This window comes from Paenibacillus sp. FSL K6-1217 (assembly GCF_045040735.1).
GTDB lineage: Bacteria > Bacillota > Bacilli > Paenibacillales > Paenibacillaceae > Paenibacillus_AQ.
The window spans coordinates 2,875,498-2,893,824 of record NZ_CP150271.1 but is presented as its reverse complement, the minus strand read 5'-3'; the positions used below and the strand labels follow the sequence as shown (position 1 = coordinate 2,893,824).

The following is an 18,327-nucleotide window of genomic DNA, read 5'->3' as shown; positions in this document are numbered from 1 at the left end:
GTTGAGTAGGAGCGTAGACTAACAGAGCGGAGGAGATTAGATTGACTCAGGAAGAACTTGACGAGATGATGGAAATGCAGTGGCAGAGAGAGAAAGATGAGAAGGTGAAGAAGTATTCCATTCTGAATACATATGCCCGAAAGGGGCAGACCGTACTGGCGGGCTCCTCGCTGATGGAGTATTTTCCGGTGAACGAATTACAACAGACGCTGGAGAAGCAGACGGTCATCTATAATCGCGGGATTGCAGGTTATGTGACACGTGAATTATTGGAGTCTTTGGAAGAATGTGTGCTTGCGCTTGCGCCTTCGCGGCTGTTCATTAATATCGGCACGAACGACATTAGTTCAGCGGATGGGGAGTATGAGCCTCAGAAGCTGCTTGCGAACTATGATGAGATCCTCACCCGGATTGGCGCAAGGCTGCCTGAATGCAAGGTGTATGTCATGGCTTATTATCCTGTGAACGCCAAGGCTGACTTCCCCGGTGTGGATCAGGAGATGAAGGAGAGCTACTTCCGGACGAGAACGAATGCGGCGCTGCTGGAAGCGAATCAAGCCGTTGAAGAACTGGCCTTGAAGCATGGTTATATGTTCATTAATGTCAATGAAGGGCTGACGGACGAAGAAGGAAATTTGAAGGAAGAGTACACGATGGATGGCGTTCATATGTATGCTAACGGGTACGCGGTGGTGCTGCAACATCTGCAGAAATATTTGTAAAAAGCAGGACTTCCTCCAACACTTAACATAGTATTAGTCCAATGCTTAAACATTGGACTAATACTAACAATCTCAACGGTAATCTGCTGAGTGGGCCTTGCTCTGTTAACCTGGTAATTTTCTAACTGGTCTGCTTAAACTGAGCCAGTACTTCATCACTTACTGTCCGTGAATTTGGATTTCATTCTAATCAGCAGCATACTGAAGGATTAATCAAATTGCTCTGTAGTGTGCCAGGTTAGCACCCTGTTAGCGTATTACATAATTTGAATAATGCTTAAGTTGGACCAGCTTGCATTGATTATACGAGTAGTAAATGTACCGTCTGTAGTCAAACTGCAATCTAATCGTAAGGTTTGAGGCGCTGCATTTCCGGTTGGCAACAATCCACTGCTGTTTAAAGAGATAGCCGTAGCGGCTGCTGTAGCACCAGCCGGATGTGCAAATTTGTTGAGTGCGGATAAGTGCACCGGTGTGTTATTGAGGTAAAGCAGAGCTTCTGAACTGCTAATATCTAAAGTACCGGGTGCATAAGTAATTCTGACTGTATAAGCAATAAAATATAAACTGTTGGGTAAAAGCGTAATTTCTGTATTGTTAGGTCCACCGAGCACGATCCCAGTTCCATTAATAAAATCTACCGTAAATGGTACCGGAGTTGGAGTGGGTTCCACTGTACCAGTCGGAGAAAACAAGGCATTATTATTAATTATGGCGGGCCCGGTAACACCTGTGAGGCCGGTAGCACCTGTGAGGCCGGTAGCACCTGTGAGGCCGGTAGCACCTGTGAGGCCGGTAGCACCTGTGAGGCCGGTAGCACCTGTGAGGCCGGTAGCACCTGTAAGGCCGGTAACACCTGTGAGTCCGGTAGCACCTGTGGTTCCTGTAACTCCTGTAACTCCTGTAACACCGGTCTCGCCCGTTGCCCCCGCCCCTGGCCCGGTCGGTCCGGTTGGGCCCGTCACTCCTGCACCAGTCGGCCCCGTGGGTCCGATCGTTCCGGATGGACCCGTCGGCCCTGGATCACCCGGCGCACCTGTAGGACCAGTTACTCCTCCGCCGGCCCCGGCCGGCCCGGTCGGTCCTGGATTGCCCGGTGCACCTGTAGGACCGGTTGCTCCTCCGCCGGCTCCGGTCGGTCCTATCGGTCCGGTCGGTCCGGTCGGTCCTCTTTCTCCCGTAGGCCCTGTCCCTCCGCCGTTATGTTCTCCGAGCAGTTCTTCAGACACTAACCGGTGTGCTGTTACCAGTTGGCCTGTGCTGCTCTTGCCCCACACTGAAATTTGAAGCGGATCACTGACTTCAGACGTAGCTGGCGTATCAAAGGTAAATTCAAAAGCATCAAAATCAGCGTAATAATTCTTCGTAAAGACTTGATTCGCTGAAAGAGAGTGTACTTCGCTTACATACAAGACTCTTGTGCCGGCACTCAAATGATAGCCCTGAATCGAAACAGAGGAAGCCGTGCTAACACTGCGGTTATCGACTTTAACGGTAACCTGCTGAGTGGGCCTTACTCCGTTAACCGGGTTATTTTCGATCGGGCCTGTGGATAAATGAGCCATTCCTTCATCCCTTCCTGTCCATGAATTTGGGTTGTGTTCAAGTCTGCGGCATATTTAATGATTAATATAGTAATATTCAGACTTGCCGGTTTGGTGTGGACTTAGGATTGAATCCGCTATAGCGGTGAACAACAGAAAAGAGACAGCTCAAGGAGTGAGGAAGCCTCCTGAGCTGTCTCTTATTGTGTAATCTTCTAACCCGCTAAGCTATCAAGATATAAAGAGATCAATAACACCCATGACCGGGGACTTCCGTCTATGCCAGCGGATGAGACTTAGTCCAGACCCTCAGATCAATTCCCGTCTCCGCTTCAAATATACATACAGCACAATGCCCGACACGGAGCAGACGGCTGCGCACAGCCCGATGAATCCGTACCCCGCCTGGAGACCGCGCAGCAGGCCAAGTTCGGTAGTGCTCCCGTACATCCCTTTGACGGTCTCAATAACCCAGCCGATAATGTAGTTGCCGATGACGCTCCCGAGGCCCATTAAGGTGACCACAAAGGTAATGGCGGTGTCGCTTCCATTCGGGTAGCGGCGGGCAATAAAAGCCATCACGGTAGGATAGATAATAGCGATCCCGGCCCCGGATATGGCGAACAAAAAGGCGAGACGCTCTCCGCCAGCCAGAGCGACGAAGGTGCAGAACCCCGAGAAGCAGGAGAAGATAATCAGCGAGAGAACGAAGCCGATCTTGTCTGTCAGCGGGCCGATCAGGAGCCTGCCCAGCGAGAAGAGCAGGAAGAAGGCCGACAATAAGCCAGAAGCGCGGACAGTATCCCAGGCATAGGCTTTTTCCAGAAAATTAACCAGCCAGCCGCCTACGGCCAGCTCCGAGACAACGCCGAACGACAGAATCATCACCATCATCCAAAGTGCGGGATCACGCATCAGGGTACGGAAGGAGGTGCGGTCCTCATTTGGCAGATCATCCCCTGGAAACGTGCTGCGCAGCGCCGAGAGGATCGGCAGCAGACAGAGCGACAGCATGACTAGATACATCCCCCGCCAGTCCAGCGTATGCCCGAATACACTTAGCGACATCACCCCGGTAGCCAATAGCGGTGCTACGGTCGAGCTTAGTCCATAGAAGAAATGGGATAGGTTCATCATCATCCCCGTGTTTTTGACGAAGATGCGTGCTCCCAGAATCGCCAGTCCAATCTCCAGCATCCCGTTCCCGATGTACATCAGGAAGTAAGAGGAAGCAAACAGCGGATAGCTGTGCGAGAGGAAGATCAGCACACCAGAGATCACCATCGAGGCGAATGAAATAATAGTGACTGCCTTGATGCCCCCTCTGCGGACAAGAATAGCCGTGAAGGAGCAGGCAATCAGATACCCAAGCGCATTCAGCGAGAGCAGGGTGCCGAGCTGTCCCTCATTAAGGCTGAAGGCCAGCTGAATCCGCGGAATCGCCGGCCCTTTGATATTCTCGGAGATGCCAAAGACCACGAAGCCGAGGAAGATGGTAACGAGCTGCATGATATAGACGGTGTTGCGTTTGCTTGTAGCATTACTGGACTGAGCTTTCAAAATAAAGTGCCTCCTGAGTGCTGCTTGTTAGAATACGTGTATTGTAGTTAGTTTCCGGCGAAAGGGCAAGGGTTGATTGATCCCGTAGTTCCGGTTTCATGCAGCTTGCCCAGAGTGAATTGGATTGCTTCTCCTTCTGCGTTAAGAATATGGGCTAGTCCAAGCATTTCCATAGCAATGGAAGAGAACAGCAGGTTGACGGCGTCCTCCCTTGATAATGTAATCGAAGGTGTGATGTTTGGAATATTGGGATTGGACAAGAGGTAACCTCCTTAAGTTCTGTTAAAAGAACACCTTCAAGACCGTTCCCATATGCGGACAGATGGGGTTCGGCTCGAAGGTGCCCTTAAGGGGAGATATAGGTTTACAGGATTTGAATTATGCTCAACCTTGTTCGTGCCGGAAGAAAAGCAGCGGAACCTCCTGAAAGTACAGCACTAACAGTAAAGTTGAGGTTCTGTGTTCCGGCCCCCGTCTGAATGAGAGTACTTCCTTGTAAGGTCAAGCCTGTTCCGTTCGTGTATTCTTTCTCTACAATTACAGTTAAAGGTTGCAAATCTGTGTTCAGGTAAGTTAGCAGTTCAACATCAGCCGTTGTTGCAACAGCATTTACACTGATTCTGGCGGAAATGGTGACCAAGTAGAAGCTGTTGGGCTGCAAAGTAATATACTGATTTGCAGGTCCAACAAGTGTGATTCCACTACCGTTATTAAATGTTTCTGTAAATGTAACAGGCGTATATGTTGTTACTATATTTCCCGCATTAAATTGAAACGCGGCATTATTGGCAACGATACTAGGGCCCGTAACCCCTGTGACGCCAGTGACGCCGGTGAGACCAGTGAGGCCAGTGACGCCGGTGAGACCAGTGAGACCGGTAAGTCCCGTGGCTCCAGTCTCCCCGGTAAGTCCCGTAGCGCCAGTCTCCCCAGTGAGTCCCGTGGCTCCGGTCTCCCCAGTGAGTCCCGTGGCTCCGGTCTCCCCAGTGAGCCCCGTGGCTCCGGTCTCCCCAGTGAGCCCCGTGGCTCCGGTCTCCCCAGTGAGCCCCGTGGCTCCGGTCTCCCCAGTGAGACCTGTGGCTCCGGTCTCCCCGGTAAGTCCCGTGGCTCCGGTCACTCCGGTAAACCCCGTTTCTCCCGTGAGACCGATACCTGTCATCCCTGTGGCTCCTGTTTCCCCGGTAAGACCTGTGGCTCCGGTCACTCCGGTGAGCCCCGTGATTCCGGTCACTCCGGTAAGTCCCGTGACTCCGGTCACTCCGGTAATCCCGGTGGCTCCAGTCACCCCGGTAAGCCCGGTGACACCTGTCAATCCAGTAGCACCAGTGAGCCCAGTGAAGCCCGTCAAACCAGTAGCACCGGTGAGTCCAGTGGCTCCGGCCCCGGTCATCCCCGTGGGTCCTTGTTCACCAATTGGAATCCAGTCAGTGTACGTGTTACCGCCATCCTGGCTACTGCGGTAATAGAGCGCTGGATTGGAAATATAGAGCTGCTGCACGTAGTCGCCGACGCGAGAGACATAAATCGTCCAGACAGCGGGGTGAGGCAGAGGTGGGTCTCCTGGGGCTGGTGGGCCGTCCGGGGGCGGCGGACCGTTCGGGTTAGCCGAGCTGTAGACGCCGGGCTGGTTGAAGCTACTCAGCGTACTCCCGGAAGGTTCATCATTGTTGATGGGGAAGACACCGTCTTCGGCATCCAGCACGACATCACCCGTCTGACCATTCACACTGGTGACCGCTCCTGGAGCCCCGGTCGGCCCGGGAAGTCCGGTAGGTCCGACCAGCGTGGGAACATTGGCGGCAGTCTTTAGCTTAGAATCCAGCATCATTTCTTGACGGAAGATGGTGTCCAGCATGGATTGGGCGCTGCTATTTACCTCCATCACCTGTGCCAGTGTGGCAGGAGGGCCGGTGAGCCCTGGCAGTGTACCCAAGGCGTACTGGATCTTCTCACCTTCAGCGTTAATGATATGGGCTAGTCCAAGCTCTTCCATGGCAATGGAAGAGAATAGCAAATTGACTACATCATCCCGTGATAATGTAACCGTAGGGGTGATGTTTGGAATATTGGGGTTGGACATTGGGCTACCTCCTTAATAATAGGGGACAGTAACAAGATATTCACAGCGTTTCTTGAGGTGAACGTACAAGAGCCTATTTGTAGAGTTGTTCATGTCCAGTACAATAGCTTGAGATTAGAATAAATGAAGGGTTGATGGAACGGAACAACAAAAAGCTCGCACTGGCAGGGAAGAAAGATCTTCCTGCGGAGTACGAGCAATTTATATCCATTGGATGTGCTTGATTAGAAAGTGTATATCCAATGTCCTGGAGAGGACGATGGATTAGTTTAACATTACTACTGTTACTTCATGTAGAAAGAGATCGCATCGGAGCTGTGATCAGCATTGGAATAATTGGTTTGGAGTGCCCCTTTTGCTTGTTAATTCGGCTCTTTGGTTCCAGGCAGCACATACTTACATGATTAATTAATATAGTAATATTCATTCTTCCTGGCATTCATGCTTGCCCCTCAGATCAATTCCCGCCGCCGCTTCAAATATACATACAGCACGATGCCGGACAGGGAGCAGACGGCAGCGCATAAGCCGATGAACCCGTACCCTGCCTGGAGACCGCGCAGCAGGCCAAGCTCGGTGGTAGAACCGTATATTCTTTTGACCGTCTCAATCACCCAGCCGATAATATAGTTGCCAATGACGCTCCCGAGTCCCATTAAGGTAACCACGAAGGTGATGGCAGTGTCACTCCCGTTCGGGTAACGGCGGGCGATGAAGGCCATAACGGTAGGGTAGATAATCGCGATTCCCGCCCCGGACAAGGCGAACAGGAAGGCGAGACGTTCCCCGCCCGCCAAGGCGGCGAAGGTGCAGACCGCCGAGAAGCAGGAGAAGATGATCAGTGAGAGGACGAAGCCGATCCGGTCCGTCAGTGCGCCGAGCACGAGCCGCCCGAGAGAGAATAACAGGAAGAAGACCGAGAGTAAGCCGGAGGCGCGGACGGTGTCCCAGGCGTAGGCTTTTTCCAGAAAGTTAACCAGCCAGCCGCCCACGGCAAGCTCCGAGACAACGCCGAAGGACAGGATCAGGACCATCATCCAGAGTGCGGGGTCACGCATCAGCGTACGGAAGGACGTACGGTCCTCCTGTGGCAGATCATCCCCGGGAAATGTGCTGCGCAGTGCCGACAGGATCGGCAGCAGGCAGAGCGACAGCATAACCAGATACATCCCGCGCCAGTCGAGCAGATGCCCGAACACACTCAGCGACATCACCCCGGTAGCGAGCAGCGGCGCAACGGTTGAGCTTAATCCATAGAAGAAGTGGGATAAGTTCATCATCATACCCGTGTTTTTGACGAATATGCGTGCCCCCAGAATCGCCAGACCGATCTCCAGCATCCCGTTCCCGATATACATCAGGAAGTAGGACGAAGCAAACAGCGGATAGCTGTGCGACAGGTAGATCAGCACCCCTGAGAGGACCATAGATGCGAACGAAATAATAGTGACGGCCTTGATGCCCCATTTGCGGACAAGTACAGCGGTGAAGGAGCAGGAGATCAGATAGCCAAGCGCATTCAGAGAGAGCAGGGTGCCAAGCTGGCCTTCATCCAGATTGAAAGAGAGCTGAATCCGCGGGATGGCGGGTCCTTTGATATTTTCCGAGATGCCAAAAACGACAAAGCCCAGAAAGATGGTTACGAGCTGCATAATATAGACGGTGTTGCGTTTGCTGCCTGTTGAGCTGGCGGAATTACCGGATGGGACGTTCACAATAGATAGCCTCCTGGATGATCAAAGATAGATGGGTCTTACTTCCGTTTAACCAGATGGAACCGGTAATTCAGGCTGTCCGTGGTTGTGGTAATCAGTCCGCTCATGAATTCCTGCCGGGTATCCTGCTGAATGATCAGCTCAGGCATATGCCCCTGCGGAATGATCTCCCTGCACCCGCTGCGCAGATCCTCCAGCATCTCTGGCGCTATATTGTCACCGGTGATTACGATCATGGCCGGGTTGATGATGCTGATGATGGATACCAGTGCATGTATGACCAACATGGTGGGGGCACCCGTACCCTGGAGCAGCCGGAGCTGCTCTTCCCGGGTCATGCCGTAAGGCAGGTAGGACACCTCCCCGCTAAAAAAGCTGCTCCCGTTCAGCAAACGTCCGTTCACCATGAAGCCGGCCCCCGGAAAATGATTCTTGGGGAAGGTCAGCACCGCAAAATGACTCTCTTCGTCCAGGAGCAGCTTCTGGTACAAGCCGTACACCGTCAGATTCATATCATTCTCAATGACGATCTCTACCTCTTCATAGCGTTCCTGCAGGAAAAGTCCGAGCGGCTGGTCTGCGAGCGCGGGGACATCACAGATGCCTATCCGGTCATGCTGTACTACCCCAGGAATGCCGATGCCGATCGCCTGTACATTCAGGTGGAGTGTGATAATCTCATCCAGCCAGTCTGCGAGGGTAGACGGGGTAATCTCGTGAAATTCCCTAACAGCTTCCTCGATGATTTCACCGTTCAGATTGGCTAGCGCATAGGTAATGGATTGCTGGCCGCCCTCCGAACGCACAATCATACAGATAATATAAGAGTAATCTGCATTGAACTGATACAATCTGGCCGGTCTGCCTCCGCTGGATTCTTCCCAACCCAGCTCCAGAATCTCGCCGGTGCGGACAAGTTCATTCAGGATGGTGCCGCAGGTAGCCACGCTCAGCCGGGTCTGTCCGGCAAGGGAGGCTTTGGTGCCGGTGCCCGAGGTGCGCAGTGCATGCTTCACCAGCTCTACATTTATTTTCTTGACCAGCTGTGTGTTATGAGACGGCTGTACCATAGCAGATCTATCCTCCCGGATAATTCTATTGATGTTATTAAAAGAGTTGTAATAAGTGCATTGTAGTTAGTTTACGACGAAAGGGCAAGATATAATTGAAAGGAAAGCAGAGCCGGCTCAGCCCAAGAAGGTCATAAACTATAGGTTCACTGCTCTTTCGTTCCATAACGGATAAAAGCCCGTACCTGGCAGGGAGCATAAGCCGCTGCCAAATACGAGCATAAAATCATTGTTGGTTAAGCTAACATAAATACTGTTACTTCAGTAGAATTTCCCCGCATTGTTGCATTCGCGGTTAAGCACTGCACAGTCAAAACGGCATTTCCTGCACCTAAAAGATTAATAATTGTTGTGGAACTGTGATTAGCATTGGAATTGTTGGCTGTTAAAGTATGGCAGTTGTTAGATCTCTATAGAATTGAAAAGATGTGTTGTTGGTGCTTGTTGCCACAGAATACGCTGCTACATAGACGTGGTTGCCGACAAGAGTGATTTGCCCTATAGTCCCTCCTGAAGTAGAAAGTGTAATATTGCTTCCTTGACCTGTTGCGACCACATCAAAGGGTACGGGACCTGCGGCAGTAATAACAGCATCTGTAGACAGGTTCGCGAATAAAAACTCAGTGGATATTATGCCGGTAGCTCCGGTAACTCCGGTAACACCTGTAAGTCCGGTAACGCCTGTGAGTCCAGTAACACCAGTAGCGCCAGTAGCGCCAGTAGCGCCGGTAGCGCCAGTAGCAGCGGTAGCGCCAGTAGCGCCAGTAGCGCCAGTAGCGCCGGTAGCGCCAGTAGCGCCGGTAGCGCCAGTAGCAGCGGTAGCGCCAGTAGCACCAGTAGCTCCAGTAGCGCCGGTAGCGCCAGTAGCAGCGGTAGCGCCAGTAGCGCCGGTAGCAGCGGTAGCGCCAGTAGCACCGGTAGCCCCAGTAGCACCGGTATCGCCGGTAGCACTAGTAGCGCCGGTAACTCCTGTAGAACCAGTACCGCCCGTTGCCCCAACACCTGGACCGGTCGGTCCTGTTACACCGCGAGGCCCCGTGGTTCCTGTAGTTCCGGTTGCCCCGGTTGCCCTCCCCCTGAACCAGTCGGTCCGGTAACTCCAGGGGGCCCGTGACTCCTGCGCCGGTCGGTCCGATCCCTCCAGGGGGCCCTTGTTCTCCAGCAGGTCCTGTCGCTCCTGCGGCTCCGGTCGGTCCAGTAGCCCCTGCTCCCCCGCCGTTGTGTTCTCCAAGCAGTTCTTCAGACACCAGCCGGTGTGCGGTCACCAGTTGACCTGTACTACTCTTGCCCCATACCGATACTTGAACAGGATCATTCACATCAGCGGGAGAATTAGAGGTAACAAACGTAAATTCAAAACCATTAAAATCTGCGTAATAATTCCTCGTAATCACTTGATTTACTGCAATAGGGAGTACTTCGTTAACGTACAAGACCCTTGTTCCCGCGTTTAGATAATAACCCTGAATGGATATTGAGGAAGCCGAGACAGCGCTGCGGTTATCCATTTTAACGGTGACCTGCTGAGTAGGCCTTATTCCGTTAACCGGGTTATTCTCGATGGGTCCTGTTGATAAAAAGGCCATATCCTTCTCACTTCCTGTCCGTATATTGAATTTCGTTTCAAAATACATGCTGAGTCAGCAGCATAATGAATGGCTAATATAGGAATATTCTGGCCTTACGCTTTGGTGTGGACTTAGTGGTTGCAGCTGCCATAACCAGGCATATGAATCACAGAGGCGTAGAAGGGGGACCGCTGATTCCAGTCAGAGTTCCCAGGGCATACTGGAGTTTCTCGCCTTCGGCGTTAAGGATATGAGCAAGTGCCAGCTCCTGCAAGGCAATGGAGGACAACAGTAAGTTAACGGTATCATCTCTTGTTAACGTAACCATGGGGCTAATATTGGGGATGTTGGGATTGGACAATAGGTTAGCCTCCTTTTAAATAGAATTATTTCATCCTATTCCTGGAGTTCCCCCGCTGAGACGGTAAGAACCTATACTTATCACAATAAAAAGAAATTAGCAGATCGATCAGCTTGCAAATAAACAAAAACAGTCCTGCATGGATTCTCTCCTTTGCATGACTGTTTCTTTCTGCCGGAAGGGCAGGTTCACAATTGGCACCAGAACAGGCAGGTGTGCCTAACGCAATTCGCCCGGTGTCCGCAGCTTGACCTGCTTGAACACCCGGTTGAAGGTGCGGATATTGGTGAAGCCGCATTCCAGAGCGATATCCAGAATGCTTTTGTCGGTGCCCAGCAGCAGGCGTTCGGCCTGGTTGACGCGGATGCTGTTCAGGTAGGCTATGTAGCTCATGCCCGAGATGCTTTTGAAGAAGCGTGAGAAGTAGAACAGGCTCATATTGGCCTGACGGGCGGCATCGGCGAGGGTGATGGGGTGCATGTAATGGGTGTCGAGATATTCCAGCACCTCCTGCATGATCTTCATATTCGTAATGCGCCGCTTATCCTTATGCGGATTGACGATATCCAGCGGCATCTGCCGCAGAATCAGCGCACACAGCTCGTGCAAAAGGCCGGTCATTAGCTGTTCATGATGCGGAGGCTTCTCCAGATGCTCCTGCAGCAGCTCCTGCATAATCGCGGGCAGGCGGGGGTTGCCTTCTGACGGGGCAGACTGGCTCTTGTCCAGAAAAGGGGAGGTAAGCCGCATATTGAGCGGCCAGCCTGCTGGAAATCCGATCAGTGAAGGGTTGAAAATGACCAGCAGCAGCTTGGACTGGCTGTTCTTGCTGTCATAATAATGGATATCTCCGCTGCTGCATACAGCCAGATCCCCTGCGGTCAGCACCCGTGTCTCGGAGTTAATCCCCATGCGGATGGAGCCCTCCAGACAATAGACAATCTCCAGATCATTATGCCAGTGGGCCAGGAAATCTATATTGTGACTCACAAAGGCGGTGAAGGGGAACGCCGACCCGTAAGTTCTGTTCTCGTGAAAAGCTCTCATGGTTACTCCTGTTCTCGTCCTTCCCGGCAGTTCGACAGGAAGCGGTTTCAGTCATTGGATGCTTAATCTATCATGCAGTCTTAAATTTAGCAAAAAATGACCATTCCTTCAAGCAAAATGACGAGCAGGAACGGCCGCAATCGTTTACAATTTCCTCAGGAAGATCTGATCTTAAATATTCCATCACCCAAATTCCGAACATCGGATACAAAGGAGAACTTGATATGGCAAAGAAGGCATTGATTGTAAAAGGCGGCTGGGACGGACATGAACCGAATGAGGTTGCTGCGATTTTTGCAGATATTCTTACAAATGAAGGATTCGAGGTGGAAGTCTCGGATACACTGGACAGCTTCAACGATGCCGAGGCACTGAAGGCACTGAATCTGATTGTGCCGGTGTGGACCATGGGCGAAATCAAGGGGGAGCAGTGTGCGTCGGTTCTCGCGGCTGTGGCTTCCGGCGTAGGCATCGCAGGCTGTCACGGCGGGATGTGCGACTCCTTCCGTACTAATACGGAATGGCAATTTTTGACCGGATCACAGTGGGTGGCACATCCCTTCAACGATGGGGTGGATTATGAAGTGAATATCGTGAAATCCGGCTCCAGCCCGATTGTGGAAGGCATGCAGGACTTCATGGTGAAGTCTGAGCAGTATTATCTGCATGTTGATCCGGCGGTGAATGTACTGGCTACCACCACTTTTGTCATGAGCGAAGGGGAGCATTCGGCCAATGGCGTGATTACGATGCCGGTGGTCTATACGAAGAAATGGGGCCAGGGCAAGGTATTCTATAATGCGCTTGGTCATCATGCGGATGTATTCGATATTCCGGAGGCTAAGGAACTGATGCGCCGGGGCTTCTTGTGGGCAGCCAAATAAACGAAGGACAAGGTGGGAAACAGCGTGCGTAAAGTAAAAATCGGGATTGTTGGCTGCGGAAATATCAGCGGCATTTATTTTGAGAATTTGACCGGAACCTTCGTGAATACAGAGGTCTATGCCTGTTCGGATCTTAATCTGGAGCGCGCCCAGCAGGCGGCAGAGCAATACGGTGTGCCGAATGTGTGGACGACAGCCGAACTGCTGGCTTCAAACGAGATTGAGATAGTTGTGAACCTGACAACGCCTAATTATCATTTCGAGGTGTGTAAGCAGGCGCTGCTGTCAGGTAAGCATGTCTATGTGGAAAAGCCGTTGTCACTATCGCTTGAGCATGGAACTGAGCTGGTGGAGCTGGCCAAGGACAAAGGGCTGTTCATCGGCTGCGCGCCGGACACCTTCCTGGGAGCGGGACTACAGACCTGCGCCAAGCTGATCGCGGACGGCTATATCGGTGAGCCGGTAGCGGCCACTGCCTTCATGCTCTGCCATGGGCATGAGAGCTGGCACCCGGACCCGGAATTCTATTATCAGGCCGGAGGCGGCCCAATGTTTGATATGGGCCCGTATTATCTGACGGCATTGGTGTCTTTGCTGGGTCCCGCCACCACGGTATGCGGCATGACCAAAACCTCGTTCCCCACCCGGACGATCACCAGCGAGAAGAAGTTCGGCAAGGTGGTGGACGTCGAGGTGCCTACACATGTGGCCGGAACGATCCAGTTCGCCAGCGGTGCGGTTGCAACGATGATTACCAGCTTCGATGTCTGGCACAGCACGTTGCCGCGTATCGAGATCTACGGCTCGCTCGGTACTCTGATTGTGCCGGATCCGAACACCTTCGGCGGCCCGATCCTGCTGCGTCCGGCGCATAGCGCAGAATTCAAAGAGATTCCTGTGGTCCACAGCTATGAGGGTAACAGCCGGGGCATTGGCGTGGCCGATATGGCCCGCTGTATCGAGACAGGAGAGACCCCGCGCGCCAGCGGCGCGCTGGCGAATCATGTGCTTGAGATGATGCACGCCTTCCACACCAGCTCCGATTCGAAGCGCTATGCCGAGCTGACCACCACCTGTGAGCAGCCGAAGCTGCTGCCGCTGGGTCTGGTTAAGGGGTATTTGGAGTAACCGGAAGTTATAGAGAGTTATAGAGATGAGCAGAGATATGAAGAGGTTTAAAGAGATATAAAGGATGAACAACAGGCAGCGTTTCTGTCTCCGGTATTCGGAGGGAGGGGCGCTGTTTTTGTTTGCCCTAAACGAGCGGCCGTTGACCTCCAATCTTCCTGCGTCCTTCGCCACGCTCCAGCTCCGCTCCGGTCCGCTACTGGCGCTTGAAGCAAGTGGAAAAACGGCACTTGCTTCAACGTAGAATCACAAAATTAGGGTAACGAGTGGAAAAAGTACATTTAATTCTGCCGGAAATGTCCAGAGGTAGGGAAATGGATCATAGCAGATGCTGTTTATCCAATTAAATACCTTCTGAAGCCTATTCAACGGAATTTAAATGTACAAATTCCACCCACTACTGTAGCTACCAAATCAGACGTTAATCCCTTACATGTTCAGCAGCTTAGCCACTCGCTGAACCACATTCTCAATCACGCGTTAGATCATGATAATCGGTAACCAAATTGGAGCAGCGGCAGCCATACTGCGTTGCATTTCCCTTAGGGCAGTCTGTTTATTCTTTTCATCTGCATCATATTCCAATTGCATCATATTCCCACATTCTGCATCTCACTCCAAGAGCCAGTCATATTGACAACCTGTATATACAGGTTTACACTATCTAAGGTGTTTGAACTTGTATATACAAGTGTAATGAATGACAATAAAGCGATTATTGCTGGAGATAACCTGGAGACAACATAGAAATTCTACATGGAGGTGCTTCTTTTGAATCAAGTGAGCCAAACCCGGGATTCGGAATGGTGGCGGCGATCCACGGTGTACCAGGTGTACCCGAAGAGCTTCAAGGATACGACAGGTAGCGGAACAGGCGATATAAGAGGTCTGACGGAGAAGCTGGATTATTTGCAGGAGCTGGGGATTGATATTGTCTGGCTCCAGCCGGTCTATGTCTCGCCCGGACATGATAACGGTTACGATGTGGCCGATTATGAGCGGATTAACCCGGAATTCGGCACGATGGGGGACTTCGATGAGCTGGTAGCGGAGCTGCACCGGCGCGGAATGAAGCTGATGACGGATATCGTAGTCAACCATACCTCGACAGAGCATGAGTGGTTCAAGCAGGCGATCTCAAGCCGGGATAATCCGTACCGTGATTATTATATCTGGAAGGACCCGGCGCCAGGCGGGGGCGTACCGAATAATTGGCAGTCGAAGTTCGGCGGCCCGGCCTGGCAGTTCGATGAGGCGTCAGGCCAATATTATCTTACTCTTTTCGACAAAACACAGGCGGATCTGAACTGGGAGAACGAGCAGGTCCGCAAAGCGGTGAATGAGATGATGCTGTTCTGGGCCCGCAAGGGTGTGGACGGCTTCCGGATGGATGTCATCAATCTGATCTCCAAGGACCAGCGCTTCCCGGACGATGACGGGAGTGTGCCGCCGGGAGACGGGCGGAAGTATTACACAGACGGTCCCCGGGTCCACGAATACATCCGGGAGATGTACGACGAGGTATTTGGCCCGCATGAGCTGATTACGGTGGGTGAGATGTCCTCTACAACACTTGAGCAGTGCATCCGTTATTCCAATCCCGGGCGGCGGGAATTCTCGATGACCTTCAACTTCCATCATCTGAAGGTGGATTATCCGAACGGACGGAAGTGGGAGCTGATGCCCTACGATTTCGAGGCGTTGAAACGGCTGTTCAGTGAGTGGCAGACCGGGATGCAGGAGGGCGGGGGCTGGAACGCCTTATTTTTCAACAATCATGATCAGCCGCGTGCTCTCTCCCGGTTCACAGACGATACCGCGTACCGCGAGGAGAGCGCCAAGCTGCTTGCGACCACGCTGCATGGACTACAGGGGACACCTTATGTCTACCAGGGCGAAGAGATCGGGATGCCGAATCCGAGATGGAAGGGTATCGAAGAATTCCGTGATATTGAATCGCTGAATATGTACCGTATTCTCTGTGAGCAGGGGGCAAGCCCCCGGGAGGCTCTCGCTATTCTTCAGGAACGCTCTCGGGATAATTCACGCACCCCGATGCAGTGGGAGGACAGCCCGAATGCCGGGTTCACCACCGGTACTCCCTGGCTGAAGGTGGATGAGCGTTACCCGGATATTAATGTGCAGCGGGAGCAGGAGCGGCCGGATTCTATCTTCCATCACTACCGTAAGCTGATTGCTCTGCGCAAAAAACATGCGGTCTTCATTGAAGGCAAATACCGCAGGCTGGACGAAGGGCATCCCGAGGTGTTCGCTTATGCACGGATGGGAGACGGCGAGGCGCTTGTGGTGGTCTCGAACTTCAGCAGCAAAGAGATTACGTTCCGGCTGCCGGACAATCACTGGGCTGATTTGGACGCTGAGGGCAAGGATACGCTTCTGCTTGGCAATACGGCAGTGCAGCCTGCACTCACGCAAGAGCTGCTGTTAAGCCCGTACGCCTCATATATGTGGCTGATCCGTCAAAACTGAGGAAATCAGCACATAAGAATATACTCATAAAAGCTATATCATATAGAACCCATATCAATATAAGCAATATCAACAGAAGCAACATTAATTGAGCAATTATCAACCACGCGAGGAGTGACAATATGGCTATAGACCGCAAAAATGTTGAAGACATCGTCCGGGCGGTGGGAGGCAAGGAGAATATTGAGGTTGCGACGCATTGTGTGACCCGGCTAAGATTCTCGCTCTATGACGAGAGCAAGGTGGATGCGGCGGCGCTCGACGCAAATGACCTCGTGAAGGGGCAGTTCTCTTCCCAGGGGCAATTCCAGATTGTGATCGGACCGGGAACGGTAGATAAAGTATACGATGAGATGATTCAACTGACCGGCGGTGCCCGCTCCACCAAGGATGAGGTGAAATCAGCCGCTGCCCGCAACCAGAATCCGCTTCAGCGGGCGATCAAGACGCTGGCCGACATTTTCATTCCCATTCTTCCGGCCATCGTCACTGCTGGTCTGCTGCTGGGGATCAACAACCTTTTGACGGGTCCGGGGATCTTCTTCAGCAAGTCGCTGGTGGATGTCTATCCGCAGTGGAAGGATATTGCAGCGATTATCAATACGATTGCCAGTACGGCATTTACCTTCTTGCCGGCACTGATCGGCTGGGCGGCCGTGACCCGCTTCGGGGGCAGCCCGCTGCTCGGGATTGTGTTAGGACTTATTCTCGTTCATCCCGATTTATTAAGTGCTTACGGATACGCAGAGGCCTCTACGAACGGGACTGTTCCGACTTGGAACCTGTTCGGCTGGCATCTGGAGCGGATCGGTTATCAGGGACAGGTATTGCCGGTATTGGTGTCGGCTTATATTCTGACCGCCATTGAGAAGTTCCTGGATAAGCGGGTCCATGATTCCGTCAAACTGCTGGTCGTTGCGCCGGTGACTCTGCTGATTACAGGCTTCCTGGCCTTCACGATCATCGGACCGGTTACATTCGGTATTGCCAATGCGATTACCTCCGGCCTGGTCTATGTATTCGATCATTTTGCAATTTTAGGCGGCGTAATCTATGGGGGATTCTATGCCCTACTGGTTATTACGGGGATGCATCATACGTTCCTGGCCGTGGACGTTCAGCTTATCGGGAGCCAAGGCGGAACCTTCCTCTGGCCGATGCTCGCTCTCTCCAACATTGCCCAGGGTGCTGCGGCACTGGCCATGATCTTCATTGTCAGAGAGCAGAAGACCAAAGGTCTGGCCGTGACATCCTCCATCTCGGCATTCCTCGGCGTAACCGAGCCGGCGATCTTCGGGGTGAATATCCGTTACCGCTACCCGTTCATCTTCGGGATGATCGGCTCTGCACTAGCCGGGGTGCTGCTGACCATTAATCAGGTTCGCGCGGCTTCCATTGGTGTAGGCGGAGTTCCCGGCTTCCTGTCGATCTTCCCTAATCAGTGGGGAGTGTTCTTCATCGGTATGGCTATCGTACTGATCGTGCCGTTTGTAGCTACTCTGCTGTATGGCCGCGCAGTCGTGCAGCGGGCTGAGAAGAAGTCGGCAGCAGGAGCAGGAGGGGCAGTATCCGGTGCGTCAGACCCGAGCAACGAGCTGAGCAGCCGCAGCTCCGTTATAGGTTCGCAGAAGCAGGAGCCGGTGAATATTCTGGAGCTGGCGTCACCGCTTAACGGAACGGCAGTGCCGCTGGAGCAGGTTCCTGATCCCGCTTTTGCCGAGAAGCAAATGGGTGAGGGGATTGCCATTGAACCTTCGGAAGGCAAGGTATATGCTCCTTTCGATGCTACCGTAGCCCATGTAATTAAGAGTAAGCACGCGCTGATTCTGGAGCATGCCAGCGGAGTGCAGGTGCTGATCCATGTCGGGATTAACACCGTGTCGCTCAAAGGCAGCGGGTTCACGACCCATAAGCAAATTGGTGATAAGGTTCAAGCGGGCGAGCTTCTGCTGGAATTCGATATGGAGGCGATCCGCGCCGCAGGATATCCGTTAATTACTCCGATCATTATCCCTGCCGGGCAGGAGATGGTGGAACGGATCGAAGAGAAGAGCGGACCGGTCACTGCGAAGCAGACAAGTATTCTGACGGTTCACCTCAAGGGTTAACTTGTGCAGAGCAGGTAAGAATGATAAGGATTGGAGGACAGCCCTGCGGG

14 protein-coding genes and 1 pseudogene are annotated in these 18,327 nt (G+C 52.6%); 6 read left to right on the top strand and 9 right to left on the bottom strand.

Annotation, left to right across the window (positions count from 1 at the left end; all coding sequences use genetic code 11):
• The first annotated feature begins 41 nt into the window (after window positions 1-41).
• On the top strand, window positions 42-722 hold the full coding sequence (locus tag MHH28_RS12885; protein ID WP_405115461.1) for a GDSL-type esterase/lipase family protein: 681 nt from the start codon (window positions 42-44) through the stop codon (window positions 720-722).
• A gap of 257 nt (window positions 723-979) precedes the next feature.
• Here MHH28_RS12885 and MHH28_RS12880 read toward each other — a convergent pair whose 3' ends face one another.
• The 9 genes and pseudogenes from MHH28_RS12880 to MHH28_RS12840 all read right to left on the bottom strand — a co-directional run bounded on the left by MHH28_RS12880 (window position 980) and on the right by MHH28_RS12840 (window position 11,667).
• Window positions 980-2,287, bottom strand: a complete 1,308-nt coding sequence (locus MHH28_RS12880; protein ID WP_405115459.1) for a hypothetical protein — start codon at window positions 2,285-2,287, stop codon at window positions 980-982.
• A 288-nt stretch (window positions 2,288-2,575) separates the two neighbouring features.
• Entirely contained in the window at window positions 2,576-3,775 is a 1,200-nt protein-coding gene (locus MHH28_RS12875; RefSeq protein WP_405117052.1) for an MFS transporter, read from the bottom strand.
• A gap of 152 nt (window positions 3,776-3,927) precedes the next feature.
• Window positions 3,928-4,086, bottom strand: a pseudogene (locus MHH28_RS12870) (collagen-like protein); the annotation flags it as partial.
• 104 nt (window positions 4,087-4,190) lie between these two features.
• Complete coding sequence (locus tag MHH28_RS12865; protein WP_405115457.1) at window positions 4,191-5,906, bottom strand: collagen-like protein; 1,716 nt, start codon at window positions 5,904-5,906, stop codon at window positions 4,191-4,193.
• A 452-nt stretch (window positions 5,907-6,358) separates the two neighbouring features.
• A complete protein-coding gene (locus tag MHH28_RS12860) occupies window positions 6,359-7,558 on the bottom strand; it encodes an MFS transporter (RefSeq protein ID WP_405117050.1) in 1,200 nt (399 codons plus the stop codon).
• 101 nt (window positions 7,559-7,659) lie between these two features.
• Window positions 7,660-8,691, bottom strand: a complete 1,032-nt coding sequence (locus MHH28_RS12855; protein WP_405115455.1) for an ROK family protein — start codon at window positions 8,689-8,691, stop codon at window positions 7,660-7,662.
• A 385-nt stretch (window positions 8,692-9,076) separates the two neighbouring features.
• The gene (locus MHH28_RS12850; protein WP_405115453.1) at window positions 9,077-9,922 is read right to left on the bottom strand and encodes a hypothetical protein; all 846 of its coding nucleotides are present in this window, start codon (window positions 9,920-9,922) and stop codon (window positions 9,077-9,079) included.
• Between the two features lie 503 nt (window positions 9,923-10,425).
• On the bottom strand, window positions 10,426-10,620 hold the full coding sequence (locus tag MHH28_RS12845; RefSeq protein ID WP_405115451.1) for a hypothetical protein: 195 nt from the start codon (window positions 10,618-10,620) through the stop codon (window positions 10,426-10,428).
• Window positions 10,621-10,839: 219 nt separating this feature from the next.
• Window positions 10,840-11,667: a helix-turn-helix domain-containing protein gene (locus tag MHH28_RS12840; protein ID WP_405115449.1), complete on the bottom strand. Its 828-nt coding sequence runs from the start codon at window positions 11,665-11,667 to the stop codon at window positions 10,840-10,842.
• Window positions 11,668-11,891: 224 nt separating this feature from the next.
• Between MHH28_RS12840 and MHH28_RS12835 the strand changes: the two genes are divergently transcribed.
• From MHH28_RS12835 to treP, 5 genes are all read left to right on the top strand, one after another.
• Window positions 11,892-12,551: a ThuA domain-containing protein gene (locus MHH28_RS12835; protein ID WP_405115447.1), complete on the top strand. Its 660-nt coding sequence runs from the start codon at window positions 11,892-11,894 to the stop codon at window positions 12,549-12,551.
• Between the two features lie 24 nt (window positions 12,552-12,575).
• On the top strand, window positions 12,576-13,679 hold the full coding sequence (locus tag MHH28_RS12830) for a Gfo/Idh/MocA family protein (RefSeq protein WP_405115445.1): 1,104 nt from the start codon (window positions 12,576-12,578) through the stop codon (window positions 13,677-13,679).
• A gap of 118 nt (window positions 13,680-13,797) precedes the next feature.
• Window positions 13,798-13,923: a hypothetical protein gene (locus MHH28_RS12825; RefSeq protein WP_405115442.1), complete on the top strand. Its 126-nt coding sequence runs from the start codon at window positions 13,798-13,800 to the stop codon at window positions 13,921-13,923.
• A gap of 512 nt (window positions 13,924-14,435) precedes the next feature.
• Window positions 14,436-16,169 (top strand): alpha,alpha-phosphotrehalase, encoded by a 1,734-nt coding sequence (gene treC, locus MHH28_RS12820; protein WP_405115440.1) that lies wholly within the window; start codon window positions 14,436-14,438, stop codon window positions 16,167-16,169.
• Window positions 16,170-16,291: 122 nt separating this feature from the next.
• Window positions 16,292-18,277 carry a PTS system trehalose-specific EIIBC component gene (gene treP, locus MHH28_RS12815; RefSeq protein WP_405115437.1) on the top strand — a complete coding sequence of 662 codons (1,986 nt, stop codon included), beginning with the start codon at window positions 16,292-16,294 and terminating at the stop codon, window positions 18,275-18,277.
• Window positions 18,278-18,327: the final 50 nt, after the last annotated feature.